Genomic DNA, 20,960 nt, shown 5'->3' with positions numbered 1-20,960 from the left:
ATTTTCTGACACAGGGATCAAAACAACAGATAACAGGACAATATATGAAAAAATTAGTGATAGGAATTCTGGCTCATGTGGATGCCGGAAAGACAACTTTATCGGAAGGAATTCTTTACCGGAGCGGCATGCTTCGGAAAATAGGCAGGGTGGATAACGGAGATGCCTTTTTAGATACGTATGCGCTGGAAAAAGAGAGGGGAATTACCATTTTCTCCAAACAGGCCAACTTCCGTTGGAAAAATATGGACGTGTGCCTGCTTGATACACCGGGGCATGTGGATTTTTCTGCGGAAATGGAACGTACCCTTCAGGTACTGGATGCGGCAGTCCTTGTAATCAGCGGGGCCGACGGCGTTCAGGGGCATACACAGACTCTGTGGCAGCTTTTGAAGAGATACCGGATTCCCGTCTTCCTTTTTATCAATAAGATGGATCAGAACGGAACGGATAAGGAGGCGCTGAAACGGGAACTGAAGGCCAGGCTGGATGAAGGCTGTGTGGATTTTGGGGAAGGCTTTACGGAGGACTTTTACGAGCAGTGTGCCATGTGTGATGAGACGGCTTTGGACTTTTTCCTGGAAAAAGGGGAGCTTCCGGAAGAAGAGCTTCGCCGCCTGATCCGGGAACGGAAGCTGTTTCCCTGCTTTTACGGTTCAGCCCTGAAGCTTACCGGTGTGGATGAATTCCTGGATGGACTGGAACGTTTTGTTTCTGTGCCGGTTTATGGAAAGACCTTCGGGACGAAGGTCTTTAAAATTGCCAGGGATGATCAGGGAAATCGTCTTACTTATATGAAAATAACCGGCGGAAGCCTGCAGGTAAAAGCCGTGCTGACCAATGAGGGGAAGGCGGGAGAAAAAGAGGTATGGGAAGAGAAGGTAAACCAGATCCGTATCTATTCCGGCGATAAATATGAGCTGGTGAATGAAGTGCAGGCGGGCAGCGTCTGCGCTGTGACTGGTCTGAATCACACCCATCCGGGGGAAGGGCTGGGTGCCGAAGCGGCGTCTGCGGCCCCCGTACTGGAGCCGGTGCTCACCTATTCCATCCGTCTGCCGCAGGAGTGCCCGGTTCCGGTGATGCTCCCCAGGCTGCGCCAGCTGGAAGAGGAGGAGCCGGAGCTTCATATTGTATGGGATGAAAGGCTGCAGGAAATTCAGGCGCAGGTTATGGGAGAGGTTCAGATTGAAATCCTGAAAAGCCTGATTCAGGAACGGTTCCAAACGGCTGTAGAATTCGGTGCGGGAAATATTGTGTATAAGGAAACGATTACGGATACGGTGGAAGGCGTGGGACATTTTGAACCCCTCCGCCATTATGCAGAGGTTCATTTGCTGCTGGAACCGGGGGAAAGGGGAAGCGGTCTTCAGTTTGATACGGACTGCAGCGAGGATATTCTGGATCGGAACTGGCAGAGGCTGGTAATCACCCATCTGGAAGAAAAAGATCACAGAGGAGTACTGACGGGTTCGGTGATAACGGATATGAAAATCACATTGCTCACAGGCCGTTCCCACATCAAGCATACGGAAGGCGGCGACTTCCGGCAGGCCACATACCGCGCTGTGCGGCATGGGCTGATGCAGGCTCACAGCATCCTTTTGGAGCCCTGGTATCAGTTCCGGCTGGAGGTGCCGGAAAAAATGGTGGGTAAGGCGATGACCGACATTGAAAAAATGCACGGAACCTTTGAGGCCCCACGTACAGAAGAAGATATGGCAGTCCTCACTGGTGAAGCCCCCGTGTTTACCATGCGGGATTATCAGAAGGAAGTGATTGCCTACACCAAAGGCTATGGCCGTCTTTTCTGCACCCTGCTGGGCTACCGGCCCTGCCACAATGCGGAAGAGGTGATAGCAGAAGCCGGTTATGATCCGGAGAGGGATACGGAAAATCCCGCCGGTTCGGTGTTTTGTGCCCATGGGGCCGGCTTCGTGGTGCCCTGGGATAAGGTGAAGGATTATATGCATCTGGAATGCCGTATCCTGCAGCGCGACGTTCCGGAAGAGACAGCAGGGCTTACCCCGAAAAGCAGGGAAATACCGGAAGAAAAATGGATGGGAGTGGAGGAAATCGATGAAATTCTCGCTCGTACCTATCATGCCAATAAAAGAAACAAGGAACAGCCCAGAAAAGACGGATGGAACCGGAAGCTGACCAGGCCCTCTACCCCTCCGCCCGGGGATCCCGTTTATAAAGGAACCGGGAAAGGGGCGGTCAGAGAAAAATATCTGCTCGTTGACGGTTATAATGTGATATTTGCCTGGGATGATTTGAGGGAGCTGGCGGAAACAAATATTGACGGCGCCAAAGGAAAGCTGTTGGATATCCTGTGCAACTACCAGGGGATTGTCCGCTGCCAGGTGATAGTGGTTTTTGACGCTTACCGTGTCCAGGGACATGTGACGGAAGTACTTGACTATCATAACATTCATGTGGTATATACCAGAGAGGCGGAAACCGCGGATCAGTATATTGAAAAATTCACCCATGAAAACGGGAAAAAATATGATATTACCGTGGCAACCTCCGATGGTCTGGAGCAGGTTATTATCCGCGGACAGGGCTGCCGCCTATTATCTGCCAGAGAGCTTGAGGAAGAAGTGAAACGTGCCAGCGGCAGGCTCCGGGAAGAATACCTGGATCAGCAGAAAATGGATAAAAATTACCTTCTTGGCGCGATTTCCGAAGAAGCGCGCAGGCAGGTTGAAAAGATACAAGAGGATGAATCGAATTGAAATTTTTATATGATATCCCCGCCTCCTTCTGGGGGCTTTTCCGGTCGGTGAACCGGGAAATTTATATGGAAGCCCTTCTGACGATTGATGATGAATATCAGTATAATAATTTTTTCCTGAGCAGGGAAGCCTGCGTGCAGATTCTGGGAGAGATGTGCGCACAGCAGAAGCTGCTGATGGAGCAGGAAGAGACGGAAACGGAGGAAGAAGCCCAGGAAGCAGTGCCTAAGAGGATACTGAACTGGCTGCTGCGGGCCAAATGGCTTCGTAAAGTCGAGGATTATACGACGATGACCACCAATATAGTCATCCCGGATTACGCGGCCGTTTTTATCAGCGCGTTCGATCAGCTGGTCAACCAGCCTCTGGAGGATACCGATATTTATATTCAGAACGTGTATGCCACTCTTTTTTCCTTCAAAAATGATTCCAGAATGAATATTACCATGCTGAAAACGGCACTGGTAAATACGAAAAAACTGAACAAGGCTCTTCAGGATATGCTGCATAACATGGATAAATTTTTCGAACGCCTCTTATCCAAGCAGTCCTACGGGGAACTGTTGGAGGAGCATCTGGAAGGCTATGTGGAAGAAGTGGTGAATAAAAAGTACCACATCCTGAAAACGAGCGATAATTTCTATATATATAAAATGGACATCAAACGCTGCCTGAAGGAAATGCGGGAGGATGATGCCTGGATAGGACGGATCCGTGCAAAGCAGGAGCTTTCCCGGGAGAAAAAGGGAAAAGAGCCGGAGGGCTTCTACCGAAGAAGGCAGGAAGAGGATGTGCTGGATCTCATTGATCAGATTGAGAGGGGCTTTGACGATATTGAACACCGTATTGCCAACATGGATCGGGAGCATAGCAAATATGTGCGGGCCACGGTAAGCCGCCTGAACTATCTGCTGAGTGATGAAAGCGATCGCCATGGCCTGATCATCCAGCTGCTGAATCATCTGGGAGAACCGGAGGAGGAAAAAGAGCAGGCTGACCGTCTGCGGCTTGTGGCGCAGAGAATGAATCTTTCCGCCTATGAAATCCTGAATGATAATCCGCTGTATAAGCGGAGAAGGAGAAGGAATTTTACTGAAGAGCTGGTTCCCGATGAGGAAAATAAAGAGCTTTCCCGGGAAGAGGTCCTTCAGATGAACAAGATACATCACCGGTTTACGAGGCAGCAGATCGAAAGCTTTATCGAGGAGCGTATGACGGATGGGGTCCTGGAAACGGGCAGCCTGCAGTTAACCTGTCAGGAAGACTTTGAAAAGCTGATCCTGGCTTACGATATCAGTATGCGCAAGAACAGCAGGTTCCAGGTGGTCACCTCGGGAGAGCAGGTGGAAGGCGAGCGCTACACCTATCCGGCTATGATGTTTGTGGAAAGAAAGGGCAGCGGTTCGGCCCGGTCTGACTGATAAGAGAAAGGGAAAAAGAGATGCTTCCATATATAAATGAATTATCCCAGGAGGATCAGGAAAAGCTGCAGGAGATGATCCGAAGGCTCTTCCGCCAGACTTTTCTCCTGGAGAGAAAATACGATAAAAAAGCAGGCAGAATGGTAGCCGACAAGGACTTCTATTTTGCAGACAGGCACATGGATTTTCTGAAGGATTATTTTGCCGCCGCAGGAATCTGCCTGGAACAGAATACGGAGCTGGGCACCATTTACCTGACGGGAGAAACCACCATGGGAGAACGGATTCCCAAGCTGGCAACCATCTACCTTCTGCTTCTGAAGCTGATTTATGATGAACAGATGGCGGCCGTTTCCTCCAGCGTGAATATTGTCACCACCTTCGGGGAATTGAACGGTAAGGTGGGCGAGTTCCGGCTTTCCCGCAGCCTTTCTTCCCTTACGGAAATCAAACGGGCCTTTGCCTTTCTGAAAAGATACCAGATGGTGGAACTGATGGATGCCCTGGATGAACTGGGAGAAAATACCCGGATTATTATTTATCCCTGCATCAATCTGGTGCTGATGCGTGAGGATGTCCTTAAGCTGCTGCAGAGCTTCGGAGAGGATGGAGACGAAGAGGGGAATGCAGAGGAAGAGGGCATCATAGGTGAAGAAGACAGCATAGATGAAGAAACCGATGCAGAGGAAGAGAGAGGCATGGACGGCGAGGTTAACGGGGATGAAGAAGATACGTTAGAAGGAGACAAAGCAGATGGAAACACCGCAGATGATGACAGCACAGCTTTTGGAACCGCAGACGGCGGAGCAGCAGGAGGGGATGCCTCAGCTGGAGAGCAGCCGCCAGTCCTTTAAGGCGATTACCAGAATTGCGCTGAATAACTGGCACTACATAGATTCCAAGATACTTACATTAAATAAAAGCATCAATTTTTTTACCGGCCATTCCGGAAGCGGAAAGTCCACCGTTATCGATGCCATTCAGATCGTCCTGTATGCCAATACGGACGGAAGGGGCTTCTTTAATAAAGCCGCCGCGGATGATTCGGACAGGAGCCTGCTGGAATACCTGAGAGGCATGATCAATATCGGGGAAAACAACCAGGCGGAATACAAAAGAAACCATAATTTTTCCACCACCATCGCGCTGGAGCTGGAGCAGACAGGAAGCGGGGAAAAGGAATGTGTGGGTGTGGTTTTTGATGTGGACACCTCCACCAATGAAATCGGCCGCCTGTTCTTCTGGCATAAAGGAGGAATTCCGGAAAACGGTTACCGGACCGCCGGACGCGCCATGGCGATCGGGGAGCTTAAAAATTACCTGCAGAAAAACCTGACCCGTGAGGAATGGTTTCTTACCTCCAATAACGAACGATTCCGCAGGAATCTGTATGATGTCTATCTGGGGGGCCTGGATATGGAGAAGTTCCCCAGGCTTTTCAAACGCGCCATCCCGTTCCGGATGAATATCCGGCTGGAAGAGTTTGTGAAGGAATATATCTGTATGGAGCAGGATATCCATATTGAGGATATGCAGGAAAGCGTGGTCCTTTACGGGCGTATGCGCAGGAAGATTGAAGAGACGCAGACGGAAATCGGAGAGCTGACAGGGATCAGGGATCAGTTCAGCCGGTTTGTGGAAGGCCGACAAAGAACCCGGAGCCTTCGTTACCGTCTGGACAAGCTCACTATCCTGCAGCTGACGGAAGTCATCCGCGAGCTGCAGACCCGGGCCGGGGAAGGGAAAAAGGACCTTCTGGCCCAGAAGGAGAGCCTGGAAAACCTGCTTTCCACAAGGGCTGATTATGCTTCCCAGCATGAAGAAATAAACCGCCAGCTCATCAGCAGCGGATATGCAGAGCTGGAAGCCAAGCAGAGAAGCCTGGAAGAAAACCTGACTCTTCTGGAAAGAAGTGAGCGGAAATGGAAGACTCTCTCCGACAATCTGGAACGATGGGAAGAGGAAGAGAATATATCCAACCAGACCATATGGGATATGGATAAATTCCGGAAGGGAACCATTTCCGGCGAGGAGCTGGAACGGCTGAAAAAAAGCCTGAAGGAAGTGGAAACCGATCTGGAAAAGCAGCATCAGGAAGCGGCAGCGGAAGGAAAGGCCCTTCAGAAGGAAGCGGATCTCATCCAGAAGGATCTCATGGAAATCATGCTGGGCCGCAAAGCCTATCCCAGGGAGCTGGAGGATGCCAGAAGCCAGATTCAGAGACAGCTTTACGAGAAAACCGGCAAAAATATCCCGGTTCGTATTCTCGCCGATTTGCTTGATATCAAGGATGAAAAATGGAGAAATGCCATAGAAGGTTATCTGGCATGGAACAAGCTGGCGCTGATCGTGGAGCCGGCTTACGTCAAAGAAGCCATGGAAATCTACGAAAGCCTGGATGCCAAAAAGTACTGGCGGATATCCCTTGTGGATACGGAAAAACTCGCTGCCCAGGAATACCAGGTGCGTGAGAATGCCCTGGCGGAGGAGGTTGACTGCAGAGAATCCTATGTAAAAGCCTTCATCCATTTCCTCCTCGGAAACGTGATCAAGTGTGAGGATGTGCAGCAGCTTCGCCGGTGCAAAATCGGTATTACCGCGGACTGCCTGCTGTATCAGAACTTCCAGCTGCGCCGCCTGAACCCGGATAACTATACAAGAAGGGCTTTTATCGGGGAAAAGAGTATGCGCAGGCGTCAGAAGGAGCTTCAGGCCCGTCTGGAGGAGCTGAACAAGAGCCTGGAAGAATACTCCGCCGCAGCCGCACAGGCCAAACGCCTGTTAAGCTATGAATATCTGCAGGACCCTGTGGAAAGCTATGTGGAGCTGTTTCAGGATATAGAAGAAAAAAAGAAAAAAGAAGCACAGCTTAAGAAGCTGGAAAAAAGGATGGAGGAGCTCAGCGCCGGTTCGGTGGAGCTTCTTAGGAAGCAGCTGCAGGAAATAGCGGAAAAAGAAAAGATTCTGGAAGGCCATATCGATAGCCTGAAAATCCAGATCCATGACAGGGAAAACAAAATCAAGGCGGACGATGCCGCCTATATCGAAAAGAACGAAGAACTGCTGGAAAAACAAAGACAGCTGGTTTCCTCCCCCGCATGGGAGGAGGACTGGGAACGCTTTTTCTCCCAGGTGAAAAATCCCAGATACGATACCCTGATCCGCCAGGCGCTTGCCGCCATCACGGAGGCTGAGGAGGATCTTGAGGTACAAAGGAACCGTCTTGTGGACATCCGTTCCGAATACCTGAAGCGCCATCCGAACCGGGACTTTTCCGCCAGCGGTGAGAAAAATGAGGATTACCAGGCCCTGCTTGATGAGCTTTCCTGTGACCGCATCAAGGATTTTGAAGAAAAGGCGATGGAACAGGCCCGGATTGCGGTTGACCACTTCAAGGAAGACTTTATCTATAAAATCCGCAGCGCCATAAAGGAAGCATATATCCGCCGCGATGAGCTGAACCGCATCATCCGCAGGCTGAATTTCGGCAAGGACAGATACCAGTTCAAGATAACGAAAAACAAGGGGCTGGACGGAGAATACTACGATATGTTCATGGATGAATCTCTGGAAATCGATCCCTCCACCCTTTCCGGTTCCGTGGAGCATCAGATCAATATGTTTTCCATGGATCATGAAGACAAGTACGGCACCCTCATGAATGATTTGATCCGTATTTTCATCCCTCCGGATACGGCAAACGCCCAGGAGCAGGAAGAAGCCAAAAAGAATATGGAGAAATACGCGGATTACCGCACCTATCTATCCTTCGAAATGGAACAGATCGTGGAAGGAGAGGAAAGGCTGGTAATCGGGCTGAGCAAAATGATAAAGAAAAATTCCGGCGGCGAGGGTCAGAACCCCCTTTATGTAGCTCTGCTCGCCAGCTTTGCCCAGGCCTATCACATCAATCTGTCACCCAAGCTGTCCCGCAGGCCGACCATCCGCCTGGTGGTGCTGGACGAAGCCTTTTCCAAGATGGATGCGGAAAAAGTGGCCAGCTGTATTGAACTGATACGCGGACTCGGCTTCCAGGCCATCATCAGCGCGACCAACGACAAAATCCAGAACTACCTGGAAAACGTGGACAAAACCTTCGTTTATGCCAATCCCAACAAGAAGAGTATTTCCATCCAGGAATTCGAAAAAAAGGATTTTGCCCAGCTCATACGGGAGGAAGAGATGTAGCATAGTTACGGAACCGGCTCCCGCCCGGGTTCCTTCCGAAACTGCGAAGGCGTGATAGAGAAGTGCGCCTGAAAATGATGACAGAAGGAAGCACTGTCCGCAAACCCGCAGGAATTGGAAATTTCCGTAATGCGCAGATCCGTGGAGGCAAGCAGCCGCTTGGCCATGGACAGCCGCAGACGGATCAGATACTGCTGGGGAGAAATCCCCAGCTCCCGGGTAAAAAGCTTGTACAGGTAGGTCCGGTCAATTCCCACATACCTTGCCACATCCTGGATTTTAATCACATAAGCATAATTATGCTGCAAATAGTCCAGCGCCTGCTGCAGATAGGCGCTGGAATTTTTTTCGGCATTTCCCGCATCCGGAGACAGAAGAGAGAAGAATCGGTAAAGCAGGGAAAGATGAAGATAGGTATTCCCCGGCTGGGAATACAGCATATCGTTTATGGAAAGCAGGCATTCCCCCATGGGATCCCCGGCGGCCTGTGCCTCACCTACCTTTACGGAACATAAGGATAGCCCGCAGGGCGCGGCATCCGTTGATCCCGATACCGGAGAAATCCGTCCTTCTGCAGCTTTGCCGTCAACAGAGGCAGGAGAGGAGGAATGATATACCGGAGAAGCGGCGGTGAGGCCGCAGGCGGACAGAATATCCGCCGCATCCCGTCCGTCGAAGCCTATCCAGCAATATTCCCAGGGGTCGGTACTGCTGGCCGCATATGCCGAAACAACGCCGGGGATGATCAGAAAAGCATCTCCGGCAGTAAGCCGCCAGCTTTGTTTTTCACTTTGAAAGGTACCCGTTCCCGAAAGCACATAATGCAGCAGATAATGGGGCCATATCCCGGGACCGCAGGCATGGGAAGGAGACGTTTGTTCGTGTCCGCTGAAATAGAGACGGACAGGCGGTTCCATGACAGACAGGTTATGGATATCAGACATAAAGGTCCCTCCTGAAAAGTTATTTCTCAAAATTTTAAAATATATGTTCCGGTCAGACGGAACCGTTTTTTGCCAGGCAACATAATGACAATAAAAAGAAACAGAGACAGCTTTTCTTTCCAACAGTATAAAGTATAATGGATAAAAAAGCAAAACACTGTATGAGATAAAAACGGAGGTATTTTTATGGGGATCAGAGTCTGTGAAGAAAAGAAAATATTCAGCATCAGCACGCCGAACACCACCTATCTGATGGGAGTTTCCGGTGAAAACCTGCTGGGCCATATGTATTACGGAAAACGGATGGAGGATATGGACGGCTATTATCTGCTCCGCAGCGGCGACAGCCCGGAGGAGAAGCATAATCATCTTAGAGACAAAGTAGGATACCTGGACAGCTTCTCCTTTGAGTATCCGGTCTGGGGAACCGGTGATTTCCGGGATCCCTGTCTGCGCGTTCGGGATGAAAACGGTTACCGGGCCTGTGAACTGCATTACGAAGCCTACGAAATCCTGGAAGGAAAACCGGCCCTGTCCGGAATGCCCTCCACCTTTGCTGGAAAAGAAGAAGGACAGGGTGCCCGGACCCTTATCATTACGCTCAGAGACGAAGTACTGGGCTTAAAGGTACTGCTGCGCTACAGCATTTTTGAAGATTCCGATGCCATTATACGCAGCGTGGCAGCCGTAAATGAAAGCGGGAAAAAACTCTATCTGGAAAAAATCCTCAGCGCCTGCCTGGACATGGACAATGAAGATTTTGACCTGATCACACTGCACGGCTGCTGGGCAAGAGAAAGACATATCACCCCACATAAGGTCACAGAGGGCAAACATACCGTATCCTCCCTTCGCGGGGAGACAAGCCACCACATGCAGCCGTTTATGGCCCTGACAACAAACGGCACCAGCCAGACCGAAGGAAGCGTTTACGCCATGAACTTCGTTTATTCCGGCAATTTTATTGCCCAGACAGAGCTGGATCACAGAGAAAGCGTGCGCATGAGCCTGGGCATCCATCCCGACGGCTTTGAATGGGTCTTAAATCCCGGCGAACAGTTTGAAGCCCCGGAGGCTGTACTGATTTACTCCGCACAGGGACTGGGAAAAATGACCCGCACCTTCCACGACCTCTATAAAAACCACCTGATCCGCAGCAAATACCTCCACTCCAAACGCCCGATCCTGATCAACAACTGGGAAGCAACCTATTTTGATTTCGACGACGACAAACTCGTGGCCATTGCCGCGGAAGCCAAAAAACTTGGCATAGAAATGCTCGTTATGGACGACGGCTGGTTTGGAAAACGCTGCAATGACGAATGCGCCCTGGGAGACTGGCAGGTCAATGAAACCAAGCTCAGAGGCGGCTTAAAATCCCTCGTTGACAGAGTGAATGCCGAAGGGCTCAAATTCGGAATCTGGTTCGAACCGGAAATGATATCGCCTGATTCCGACCTCTATCGTGCCCATCCCGACTGGGCGATACAGATACCCGGCCGCCCCATTAATATGGCCCGCCATCAATATGTACTCGACCTCACCCGCCAGGAAATCGTGGACTATGCCTATGAATGCGTGGCAAAAGTCATAAGAAGCGCCAACATAGAATATGTGAAATGGGACATGAACCGCCCCCTTTCCGACATCGGCAGCGCAGCCCTGGACAGCGAACACATGGGAGAATTCTATCACCGCTACGTACTTGGCGTATACCAGATGCAGGAAAGACTCATCCGGGAATTCCCCGACCTTCTTCTGGAGAACTGCTCCGGCGGAGGCGGACGCTTCGATCCCGGCATGCTGTACTACAGCCCCCAGATCTGGACCTCCGACGACATGGATCCCATTGAACGCCTCTCCATCCAGGAAGGAACCGCCCTCCTTTACCCCTTAAGCTCCATGGGAGCCCACATCTGTGTCTGCCCCAACCACTCCGTAGGCCGCATAACCCCCATGGAAACCCGTGCCCACGCAGCCCTCGCCGGAACCTTCGGCTATGAACTCGACATCACAAAACTGACCGAAGAAGAAAAAACAAAAGCCATTGCATTCAACCGGGATTACCACAAATACAACGACCTCATCCGCGAAGGAGACTACTACCGCATCGCCTCCTACCGCGAAAACTACCTCTACGACTGCTGGCAGGTAACAGACAAAGACCAGACCCGCACCCTCGTAACCTACATCCAGGTACGCTACGAAACCGAACGAAAATCCAGACGCCTCAAACTCTCCGGCCTGGACCCCAAAGCCCGCTACCGCCTGGAACAAACCGGAGAACTCTACTCCGGAGAAATGCTCATGAACGCAGGCTACCTCCAACCCATGCTCTTCGGAGACTACCGCAGCATACTCCTGTACTTCACCAAAGAATAACACCACCAGCCCCTGACAAATAAACTACACTCATTTTGCAAATTTCACACTTCTTCTATACATAAAATATAAAAAGACACCAAGTCAGCTGATACCCGGCCCCGCCGCCATCACAGACTTGGTGTTCTTCTTACATCCCTCAATATAAAAAAGTCTACTCCGTCACTCCCATAACCTATTTGAAAATTCATTTCTACCATCTGCCCGCCCCACTTTGCATTATATTTAATTCCAATTCAGTCAACATAGCCCACTACGCCTCCCTTATTGTAACCCAATCTCCCACAAACCAATTTTCAAACAAACTCCTGCATTCCCCTTTATCCGCCAATACCCTTCGCCAGGCTGCTGAGTCCTGTTTTTGGGCTGCCGGTCCGCTCCCGGCTTCTGTATCTGCGTCCGGGGGGCGTGTCCGGGTATCGGGCGGCGGAGTCTTTGCCCTGACAGCCGCATCTCAAAAAAAGGGAGCTGTTTCTTACTGCTTTGTACCTATGTTCCACTGCCGCTTATAGCGGCGCCTGTCTGACGACCGTAGGGAGGAGTTTCAGCCGCGTTGGCAGTGGAACATAGGTACAAAACAGTTAGAAACAGCCCCTTTTTTTGTCTGTGACTGCCAGGGCAAAGACTCCGCCGCCCGATACCCGGACACGCCCCCCGGACGCAGATACAGAAGCCGGGAGCGGACCGGCAGCCCAAAAACAGGACTCAGCAGCCCTCCATACCCCCACGCCCCATAAAATTTATCCCCCAAAGTGTCATATCATACAAGACAAGCCCGCCCTCCTATGTTAAAGTATTCTGTAAAAGGTTTACAAGCAACGTAAAGAGAGGTCTGCCATGCTTCAGGAACAGGAACAAAGACACATTTACTATGACAGGGATCTGGATATTGAGGCCTATAACCTCAGCGGCATCGTACAGAAATTCCCCAACCATTTCCACGAATACTATGTAATAGGTTTTGTGGAAGGCGGAAAGCGCCATCTATGGTGTAAAGGAAAGGAATACGACGTGTCGGAAGGGGATCTGCTGTTATTCAATCCCAGGGATAACCATTACTGCGGGCCCATCAACGGGGAAATCCTGGATTACCGGGCCGTGAATATCAACCCCGAAGTGATGGAACGGACGGTAGGCGAAATCACGGGAAAACCCTATATGCCCTATTTTACGGATACGGTAGTCTATAAAAGCGATATTACCCAATCTGTCCGGGATCTGTACCTTGCCATCCTGGAGCATGCCCCGAAGCTGGAAAAAGAAGAAACCCTGTTTTTCCTCATAGAACAGATACTCAGGGAATATGCCTCGGATTTTGAAAGCGCCGATATCCTGCAGCCCAATCCCCGGATAAAAACCTTGTGTACCTATATAGAAGAGCATTATGCCGAAAATCTTACCCTGGACGATCTGCTTGCCATGACGGATTTCGGCAAGTCCTACCTTCTGCGCTCCTTTACCAAGCAGACAGGTGTTTCGCCCTACCGATATCTCCAGACAATAAGGCTGGATAAGGCCAGAAAATTTCTGGAACAGGGAATTGCGCCTATTGATGCCGCGGGAATGGCTGGTTTTGCGGACCAAAGCCATTTTACCCATTTCTTTAAAGAATTTATCGGGCTGACACCCAAACAGTATCAGCGTATTTTCCAAAATAATACAGAACAGGCGGAAACAGATGATGACGAAAAATAATACCTTACAGGGACATTTGGCGGCGTTCCTGACAATTTTCATATGGGGAACCACTTTTATTTCCACGAAGGTACTGCTGAAGAGCTTTGGCCCCATAGAGATTCTTTTTATCCGTTTCCTTATCGGATACCTTGCACTCTGGATAGGATGTCCCCACAGAAAAAGAAAAGGGGAAAGAAAAGAAGAGCTGTACTTCGCAGTGGCAGGGCTGTGCGGGGTAACCCTGTATTTCCTTCTGGAAAATATAGCCCTTACCTATACCTATGCCTCCAATGTCGGCGTAATCATCTCCATCGCCCCGTTCTTTACGGCAATTTTCTCTTTCCTGTTGAAAAAAGAAGAAAAGCCGGGAAAACGGTTTTTCCTGGGCTTCATCATGGCAATGGCTGGTATCTTCCTCATTAGCGGCTTCGGCGGCCTGAATCCCTTCGGCGATCTGCTTGCTGTGGGAGCGGCCATACTCTGGGCGGCCTATTCCCTGCTGACCAGGAAAATCAGCGATTTCGGCTATCCTGTGGTACAGGCCACAAGGCGTACCTTTTTCTACGGACTGGTATTCATGATACCGGCTCTCTTTCTCATGGATTTTCATGTGGAGCCGCGGCTTTTTCTGGAACCGGCCAACGCAGGGAATCTTCTTTTCCTGGGACTGGGGGCCTCCGCGCTCTGCTTCGTCACCTGGAATTTCGCGGTGCGCGTGCTGGGAAGTATAAAGACCAGTGTCTATATTTATATGGTTCCTGTTGTTACGACAGTGACTTCCGCGCTGATTCTTAAGGAGAAGATCACGGCTGTTTCCGCCGTGGGCATTCTGCTGACTCTGGGGGGCCTCTTCTTGTCACAGAAATGGGGAAAGGAAGAGGGAGACAGCCCCGCTGCAGCGAAAGAAATCGGGGAGACCGGTGAGAGTATATGAGAAATGCAGGTATGGAATAGAAAGGAAGATGTAAAATGGAACTTCAGGACAGAAAATGCGTGATGATATTAAATGAGGAGCTGCCTGCGGGCGTGCTGGCTAATACCGCAGGAATTCTGGGAATCACTCTGGGGAAAAAGGTGCCGGAGAATATAGGGCCCGATATTTATGATAAAGACGGAAGAGAGCATCTGGGAATTGTTGCGCTGCCGGTTCCGGTGCTTAAGGCGGATAAGGAAAAGCTGAAGGCTATCAGGGAAAGGCTCTATCAGCCGGAATTCGCGGAATGTGTGGTAGTGGACTTTACGGATGTGGCCCAATGCTGCCAGAACTATGAGGATTATATAGCCAAAGCAGCCGGGGCGGGCGAGGAAGAGCTGACCTATCTGGGTATCGGGATATGCGGCTCCAAAAAACTGGTCAACCGGCTTTCCGGAAGCCTGCCATTATTAAGATGAACAACAGGATGCGTCGTTTTCACGAAAAGAACAGCATTATCCGAAGCTATGAACCAGAGCAGGTTTCCTCAAAAATAGTATAACCGTTCTTACCCCGTTTCTTAGTCTGATACAAAGCGGTATCCGCGTTTTTAAAGAGTGTCTCGGCATCGGTTGCATTTCCCGGGGAGAGAACCACACCGATACTGGCGGAAAGCTTCCAGCTTATGCTGCCGCTGATATGAGTCCGGCATAACGCCAGGGATAACCGTTCCGCGCGTTCCATCGCTCCGGCGTAATCCACTCCCCGCACAAATGCTACAAATTCGTCTCCGCCGATTCTTCCCAGAGTATCATCTTTGCGGAAATACTCAAAGAGCGTCTGGGTGAAAGAACGTATGACCGTATCGCCGAATGCGTGGCCAAACTGGTCATTGGCCTGTTTGAAATTATCGATGTCAAAGATGAAATAAGCGAAATACTCATCGGGATACTCTTCCAGCAGTTCATCTATCCTTCTCCGGGTGGCCGATTTCGTCAGCAGCCCGGTCATTTCATCCGTCTGGGCCAGAAGCTGCATCTTCTGTTCCCGCCGTTTCTCCGTATCGATATTCTGTCGATAGACCAGCATGTGAATGCTGTCATCTGACTCCAGTTTTACAATCCGGGCAGTGATACGCATCCAATAATACTGTTCGGAATCTTTGCTGATCATGAACTCATAGATCAGTTTTTCAGTACCCTCCGCATAGGCCCGCAGGACGTGTTCCGGCGAGAAGGTTTCTATGTATCCCTTTCGGAATTCCTCTTTGATCTGTTTTTGGGCTATAATACGGAGCGCCTGATCAAACGGACAGCTTGACGGAGCGCCCAGACTCTCAAAATAAGCCTCAGTGGCGGGATTGGCCGGCAGGTTGTGCGTGATATCTATTTCATAGATATTTTCGAAAAGATCCTCGGTGGCCTTTTCGAAAATATCCTGACGTTCCTTCTCCACTGTATGGGTCAGATCGATAATCTGCCGGTTAAAACGGCGGATGACACGGGTAATGACGATCAGTATGATTATGAGGATGACGGCGAGAATACATGCGGTCAGAACAAACTGCTGATTCAGCCTGGTCAAAAGGATACTGGTATCCCGTTCTACGACAAGATGCCATTGGATTTCGGGCAGATAACGGGACACAATATAGTTCCGCTTTTGTCCCAGGGCGTTCTGATCCCAGAAACGGAGGGCATCACTGTCTTTCCAGTCCAGGATATTCTGACGGCTCTGTGCGCCGGAAATAGTATTCATTTCGAACAGATTGACATTTTCATACCCTGAGTATTGAGTGGACAGCTCAATGATGCCTTCGTCGTCGATGAGATAGGAATTGATGCCAAACTGATTCTGGTAATCCTGCAGGGTACGCTGGAGACCGTCGATACGCACGCCTACCCCCACTACACCGAGAAACTCCCCGGCGCTGTCCCGGACCTTGCAGTTTACAAAGACAGTAATGGCATTTCCGGCCCCTTCCACCTGATCGTTATCCACATTCATGGTATAATCCTCATCCGTACCCAGCAGAGAATCGAAGTACCAGAAATTTTCCGGATCATCCGGCGTCAGTACCCGGTCCAGACCATTAAAATTGTAATACCGCGATGTGGAGGCGGATACAAGAAAGACGGAATCATAGCCGTATTTTTCCTGATAGGTACTCAGATATTCCCGGATTGTCCGGATAAAATCCGGATCATCCATACGCTCCTTCTCCTGAATGAGCACATCATGAAGCAGGCTGTCATTCGCCATCGTCAGGGAGATATTCACAGGTTTATTGAATGTCGTACTGATTTGATAATAAATTCCTTCCGATGTCAGATCCGACACCTGCTGGATGTTTTCCAGCGACGAGCTGAAATTGGCCCGATAGCTGAGAATGGTGGTCAGCAGAAATCCCACCACAATAATTGAGCAGACCAGAAGATTGGTCTGTATCAGGATATTCTTTTTCACTATATTCCCCTTTTCCTGCAAAGCCTGATTCAGACATTTCATCCAACAGGCTTTGGAACCGTTTTGACTGCATAAATACGATATAACCGGGAGTGATATAGACTGACTGTAATCAGTCATATAATTAACTTAAAAAAAATATTTATTTAAAAATTCATCAGCATCGCGCTATAGTACTACACAATAATCACACTACACCTTTTCAGAATCAATAGCAAGTTTTTTTGCAGCAGCATCTGCGGAAAGGCCGGGAGTGGGAAACGGGGGGCAGGCGGAGGGATAAGGCATTACAGGAAAGCCGTGAGCAGTAACTTCCCCCATTATCGGCAGCTGAAAATAAAAATAAAAATTCCTGGATAAAAGGGGTGAAAAAAGAAAGCTGATTTGCTATACTATAATCTGAAAGCAAACGGAGTCTTTTTTGATAACGGAAATAACAGGTGCAATGAAAAATATGGTAAAGTTTAAATATATAACGACAGTCCTGGTATGCAGTCTCTGCATGACATCGGCATCGGCCTGCGGTTCGCCGAAGCAGGAGAATATTGACCAGGGCATGCAGCTGATACAGCAGCTGCAGTATGAGGAGTCTCTTAATTTTTTTGATGCGGCGCTTCTGGACAAGGAAAACGCACAGATGTCTTACCGGGGGCAGGGGCTTGCATACATGGGGCTCACACAGTATGAAAAGGCAGTGGAGTGCCTGGAAAAGGCCCTGACCTACAGTGACGCCAAGCTGGGGGAGATTGATTTTGATATCAATTATTATCTGGCAACCGCCTATTATAAACAGGGGGAGCTGGACAAGGCCAAAGCGGTCTATGAATCAATCACCGCATTGCGGCCCAAGGAAAAAACGGCCTATTACCTGAAGGGGGTCGTTGAAATCGAACAGGGGGATCAGGAGGCGGCCCAGGCGGATTTTGACCGGGCTGTGGAGATTGATCCTGAAGATTATGATATGCGGATTAATATTTTCTGTTCCTGTTCGGAAAACGGACTTCAGGAATTGGGAGAAGGCTATCTGCAGGCTGTGCTGGACAGTAAGGATAAGAAGCTGACCGATTATAACCGGGGCAGGATGAATTATTACCTGGGCGATTACAATAATGCCAGAAACAGCCTGGAAAAGGCGAAGGATTCCAACGGAGGCGTGGATGTGGTCCGCCTTCTGGGACAGACCTATGAGAAGCTTGGGGATAATAATTATGCGGCCAGTGTTTACAGCAATTTCCTCAGCACCACGCCGGATGCCCAGATCTATAACCAGCTGGGCCTGTGCAATTTAAAGACAGGGGATTATGAGGCTGCGCTGAATGCTTTTCAGTCCGGGCTTGCCATAGAGGGAAACCAGCTCATGCAGGTGCTTTCCTTTAATGAAATTGTGGCTTACGAATATCTGGGAGATTTTAAACAGGCTACCGTTCTTATGCAGAAATATCTGAGCACTTATCCGGATGATGAAAAGGCTCTCCGGGAGTACGAATTCCTCCAGACAAGGTAGTGTTCCATGTCACTTTCTACTATATTTATGACAACATATTACCACTTCCACAATATGTTGTATGTGTCCATTGACTTCATAAAAGAATGGTGATACAATAATTTCATCGCCCAATCAGGGGCAAGTGTCCATCGGTTTTGATGGACACTTGTCCATTTTTAAGCCTATAGGAGAGCTTTGACGGATAAGCCGCAGGATGGTTTTTCCCTGTCAAAGCCGGGAAAAAGTATGAAGAGAGAACGAAAACCACAGAGGGGGAAGGAAAATGTTTCATGTAATTAAAAGAAACGGTGAGACTGCCGATTTCACATTAACCAAGATAAATGATGTGATTATGAAAGCATTCAATGCTACGGATATGGAGACTACCAATGATATTATCGATCTGCTGGCACTGCGTGTCACCGCAGATTTTCAGGATAAGGTGAAGGACGGCGCCATTCATGTGGAGGATATTCAGGACAGCGTGGAGAAGGTCCTGGAGCAGGCAGGCTATACGGAAGTGGCAAAGGCATATATCCTTTACCGCAAGCAGCGTGAGAAGATCCGTAACCTGAAATCCACCATCCTGGATTACAAGGATGTGGTAAACAGTTATGTAAAGGTAGAAGACTGGCGTGTGAAAGAAAATTCCACCGTCACCTATTCCGTAGGAGGTCTTATCCTGAGCAACTCCGGCGCTGTTACAGCCAATTACTGGCTTTCGGAAATATACGATGAGGAAATCGCAGAAGCCCACAGGAATGCAGACATCCATATTCATGACCTGTCCATGCTCACCGGATACTGTGCCGGCTGGTCTTTGAAGCAGCTGATTACGGAAGGCCTGGGAGGAATTACGGGAAAGATCACTTCCGCTCCGGCGGCCCATCTTTCCGTGCTGTGCAATCAGATGGTAAACTTCCTCGGGATCATGCAGAACGAATGGGCGGGAGCCCAGGCTTTCTCCTCGTTTGACACCTATCTGGCCCCCTTTGTTAAAGTGGATAACCTGACCTATCCGGAAGTGAAAAAATGTATTGAATCCTTTATTTATGGCGTAAATACCCCCAGCCGCTGGGGAACCCAGGCGCCGTTTTCCAATATCACCCTGGACTGGACAGTGCCCGACGACCTGGCGGAGCTTCCTGCCGTGGTGGGCGGTAAAGAAATGGATTTCCTTTATAAGGACTGCAAGAAGGAAATGGATATGGTCAACAAGGCCTTCATTGAGATCATGATTGAGGGCGATGCCAACGGAAGAGGCTTCCAGTATCCTATCCCTACATATTCTATTACCAAGGATTTTGACTGGTCCGACACAGAAAACAACAGACTCCTCTTTGAAATGACAGCAAAATACGGAACCCCTTATTTCAGCAATTATATTAATTCCGACATGCAGCCCAGCGACGTACGTTCCATGTGCTGCAGGCTTCGTCTGGATCTGAGAGAACTGAGAAAGAAAACAGGCGGGTATTTCGGCTCCGGAGAGAGCACTGGCAGCGTTGGGGTGGTAACTATCAATATGCCCCGTATCGCGTATCTGTCTGCGGACAAAGAAGATTTTTACAAGCGCCTTGACAAGATGATGGATATTTCCGCCCGTTCCCTTAAAATAAAGAGGCAGGTTATCACCAGACTGCTGAATGAAGGGCTGTATCCTTATACCAGAAGATATCTGGGGAACTTTGATAATCATTTTTCCACTATCGGATTGATCGGAATGAATGAGGTAGGGCTTAACGCCAACTGGCTCAGAGAAGATATGTCCGCTGAAAAGACGCAGGATTTTACGAAGGAAGTACTGAACCACATGCGTGAAAGACTGGCTGATTACCAGGAGCAGTACGGTGATCTGTACAACCTGGAGGCAACTCCTGCGGAAAGCACCACTTACCGTCTTGCAAAGCATGACAAGAAAAGATGGCCGGGAATCAAAACGGCAGGAAAGCCGGGAGATACCTGTTATTATACCAATTCCTCCCATCTGCCGGTGGATTATACCGTGGATATTTTTGACGCTCTGGATATTCAGGATGAAATACAGACCCTGTATACCTCAGGAACCGTATTTCATGCGTTCCTGGGCGAGAAGCTTCCGGACTGGAAGGCGGCGGCGAATCTGGTACGTACGATTGCCGAGAATTATACGCTTCCTTATTATACCCTGTCACCCACCTATTCCATCTGCTCCGAGCATGGCTATCTTACCGGAGAACAGAAGGTATGTCCCAAGTGCGGCAGAGTGACCGAGGTTTGGAGCCGTATCACAGGATACTACAGGCCGGTTCAGAACTGGAATGACGGAAAAGCGCAGGAATTCGAGAACAGGACGGAATACGACCTTTCCCATTCTGTTTTGAAGCATCCTTCCGCAAGAGTGGTCACCTTATCCGATTATGAAAAGAATTCGGAAGTAAAGATAGAGGCGCCTGAAGACGTAAAATACCTCTTTACGACCAAAACCTGCCCGAACTGCAGACTGGCTAAGGAATACCTGAAAAATGAGAACTATATTCCCATTGATGCGGAAGAAAATGCAGTGCTGGCAAGCAAATACGGAGTAATGCAGGCTCCGACCCTCGTTGTGGTTAACGGGGAGGAGTTCCGGAAAATTACCAATGTATCCAATATTAAAAAGTATGCGGAGCAAAAAGAAGCAGTAAACGCATAAATATGCGAATGTGAAAAAAGGCGTTCCCCGGCGGCGGGGGCGCCTTTTTGTGCAGGGAAAAATTACGC

14 protein-coding genes are annotated in these 20,960 nt (G+C 49.5%); 11 read left to right on the top strand and 3 right to left on the bottom strand.

Translation table 11 applies throughout. The features are described 5' to 3' along the window. Positions 1-44: 44 nt before the first annotated feature. From BLA28_RS30210 to BLA28_RS30195, 4 genes are read left to right on the top strand one after another with little or no spacing between them, the layout of a single operon-like run. Positions 45-2,741 carry a translation factor GTPase family protein gene (locus BLA28_RS30210; protein WP_069155479.1) on the top strand — a complete coding sequence of 899 codons (2,697 nt, stop codon included), beginning with the start codon at positions 45-47 and terminating at the stop codon, positions 2,739-2,741. Continuing rightward, complete coding sequence (locus tag BLA28_RS30205; RefSeq protein ID WP_069155480.1) at positions 2,738-4,162, top strand: Wadjet anti-phage system protein JetA family protein; 1,425 nt, start codon at positions 2,738-2,740, stop codon at positions 4,160-4,162. The genes BLA28_RS30210 and BLA28_RS30205 overlap by 4 nt, the downstream gene beginning before the upstream one ends. A 20-nt stretch (positions 4,163-4,182) precedes the next feature. After that, positions 4,183-5,016: a DUF4194 domain-containing protein gene (locus BLA28_RS30200; protein ID WP_069155481.1), complete on the top strand. Its 834-nt coding sequence runs from the start codon at positions 4,183-4,185 to the stop codon at positions 5,014-5,016. After that, positions 4,982-8,350: an ATP-binding protein gene (locus tag BLA28_RS30195; RefSeq protein ID WP_069156525.1), complete on the top strand. Its 3,369-nt coding sequence runs from the start codon at positions 4,982-4,984 to the stop codon at positions 8,348-8,350. The genes BLA28_RS30200 and BLA28_RS30195 overlap by 35 nt, the downstream gene beginning before the upstream one ends. 5 nt (positions 8,351-8,355) lie before the next feature. On the opposite strand, the gene BLA28_RS33550 is transcribed toward BLA28_RS30195, so the two are convergent. Beyond that, a complete protein-coding gene (locus BLA28_RS33550; protein ID WP_069155482.1) occupies positions 8,356-9,294 on the bottom strand; it encodes an AraC family transcriptional regulator in 939 nt (312 codons plus the stop codon). A gap of 186 nt (positions 9,295-9,480) precedes the next feature. Between BLA28_RS33550 and BLA28_RS30180 the strand changes: the two genes are divergently transcribed. Continuing rightward, a complete protein-coding gene (locus BLA28_RS30180; protein ID WP_069155484.1) occupies positions 9,481-11,676 on the top strand; it encodes an alpha-galactosidase in 2,196 nt (731 codons plus the stop codon). 110 nt (positions 11,677-11,786) lie between these two features. Here the strand turns inward: BLA28_RS30180 and BLA28_RS34855 are convergent, their stop codons facing one another. Beyond that, on the bottom strand, positions 11,787-11,906 hold the full coding sequence (locus tag BLA28_RS34855; protein WP_408607646.1) for a DUF6783 domain-containing protein: 120 nt from the start codon (positions 11,904-11,906) through the stop codon (positions 11,787-11,789). Between BLA28_RS34855 and BLA28_RS34750 the strand changes: the two genes are divergently transcribed. The 4 genes from BLA28_RS34750 to BLA28_RS30160 all read left to right on the top strand — a co-directional run bounded on the left by BLA28_RS34750 (position 11,856) and on the right by BLA28_RS30160 (position 14,745). Then, the gene (locus BLA28_RS34750) at positions 11,856-12,188 is read left to right on the top strand and encodes a DUF6783 domain-containing protein (RefSeq protein WP_334293110.1); all 333 of its coding nucleotides are present in this window, start codon (positions 11,856-11,858) and stop codon (positions 12,186-12,188) included. The two genes, BLA28_RS34855 and BLA28_RS34750, sit on opposite strands and share 51 nt — an antisense overlap. 325 nt (positions 12,189-12,513) lie before the next feature. Then, positions 12,514-13,371: an AraC family ligand binding domain-containing protein gene (locus BLA28_RS30170; RefSeq protein ID WP_044972674.1), complete on the top strand. Its 858-nt coding sequence runs from the start codon at positions 12,514-12,516 to the stop codon at positions 13,369-13,371. Next, positions 13,358-14,287 (top strand): DMT family transporter, encoded by a 930-nt coding sequence (locus BLA28_RS30165; RefSeq protein ID WP_069156526.1) that lies wholly within the window; start codon positions 13,358-13,360, stop codon positions 14,285-14,287. The genes BLA28_RS30170 and BLA28_RS30165 overlap by 14 nt, the downstream gene beginning before the upstream one ends. Before the next feature lie 35 nt (positions 14,288-14,322). Continuing rightward, positions 14,323-14,745: a DUF2000 domain-containing protein gene (locus tag BLA28_RS30160; protein ID WP_044972672.1), complete on the top strand. Its 423-nt coding sequence runs from the start codon at positions 14,323-14,325 to the stop codon at positions 14,743-14,745. A 46-nt stretch (positions 14,746-14,791) separates the two neighbouring features. Here the strand turns inward: BLA28_RS30160 and BLA28_RS30155 are convergent, their stop codons facing one another. After that, the gene (locus tag BLA28_RS30155) at positions 14,792-16,732 is read right to left on the bottom strand and encodes a sensor domain-containing diguanylate cyclase (RefSeq protein ID WP_069156527.1); all 1,941 of its coding nucleotides are present in this window, start codon (positions 16,730-16,732) and stop codon (positions 14,792-14,794) included. A gap of 454 nt (positions 16,733-17,186) precedes the next feature. Here BLA28_RS30155 and BLA28_RS30150 point away from each other — a divergent pair, with 454 nt between their 5' ends. Next, the gene (locus tag BLA28_RS30150; RefSeq protein ID WP_159464013.1) at positions 17,187-18,236 is read left to right on the top strand and encodes a tetratricopeptide repeat protein; all 1,050 of its coding nucleotides are present in this window, start codon (positions 17,187-17,189) and stop codon (positions 18,234-18,236) included. Between the two features lie 265 nt (positions 18,237-18,501). Then, positions 18,502-20,892 (top strand): ribonucleoside triphosphate reductase, encoded by a 2,391-nt coding sequence (locus tag BLA28_RS30145; protein WP_069155486.1) that lies wholly within the window; start codon positions 18,502-18,504, stop codon positions 20,890-20,892. The last annotated feature ends 68 nt before the right edge of the window (positions 20,893-20,960 follow it).

The organism is Eisenbergiella tayi, from assembly GCF_001881565.1.
In the GTDB taxonomy this organism is placed as follows: Bacteria; Bacillota; Clostridia; order Lachnospirales; family Lachnospiraceae; genus Eisenbergiella; species Eisenbergiella tayi.
The sequence above is the reverse complement of the archived record's forward strand: the minus strand, read 5'-3'. Positions and strand labels throughout refer to the sequence as shown.

Bases quoted from the DNA above. Each gene is read 5' to 3' on its own strand.
- BLA28_RS30210 (WP_069155479.1), top strand. From the start codon at position 45: ATGAAAAAATTAGTGATAGGAATTCTGGCTCATGTGGATGCCGGAAAG.
- BLA28_RS30200 (WP_069155481.1), top strand. From the start codon at position 4,183: ATGCTTCCATATATAAATGAATTATCCCAGGAGGATCAGGAAAAGCTG.
- BLA28_RS30195 (WP_069156525.1), top strand. From the start codon at position 4,982: ATGCCTCAGCTGGAGAGCAGCCGCCAGTCCTTTAAGGCGATTACCAGA.
- BLA28_RS33550 (WP_069155482.1), bottom strand. From the start codon at position 9,294: ATGTCTGATATCCATAACCTGTCTGTCATGGAACCGCCTGTCCGTCTC.
- BLA28_RS30180 (WP_069155484.1), top strand. From the start codon at position 9,481: ATGGGGATCAGAGTCTGTGAAGAAAAGAAAATATTCAGCATCAGCACG.
- BLA28_RS30170 (WP_044972674.1), top strand. From the start codon at position 12,514: ATGCTTCAGGAACAGGAACAAAGACACATTTACTATGACAGGGATCTG.
- BLA28_RS30165 (WP_069156526.1), top strand. From the start codon at position 13,358: ATGACGAAAAATAATACCTTACAGGGACATTTGGCGGCGTTCCTGACA.
- BLA28_RS30160 (WP_044972672.1), top strand. From the start codon at position 14,323: ATGGAACTTCAGGACAGAAAATGCGTGATGATATTAAATGAGGAGCTG.
- BLA28_RS30150 (WP_159464013.1), top strand. From the start codon at position 17,187: ATGGTAAAGTTTAAATATATAACGACAGTCCTGGTATGCAGTCTCTGC.
- BLA28_RS30145 (WP_069155486.1), top strand. From the start codon at position 18,502: ATGTTTCATGTAATTAAAAGAAACGGTGAGACTGCCGATTTCACATTA.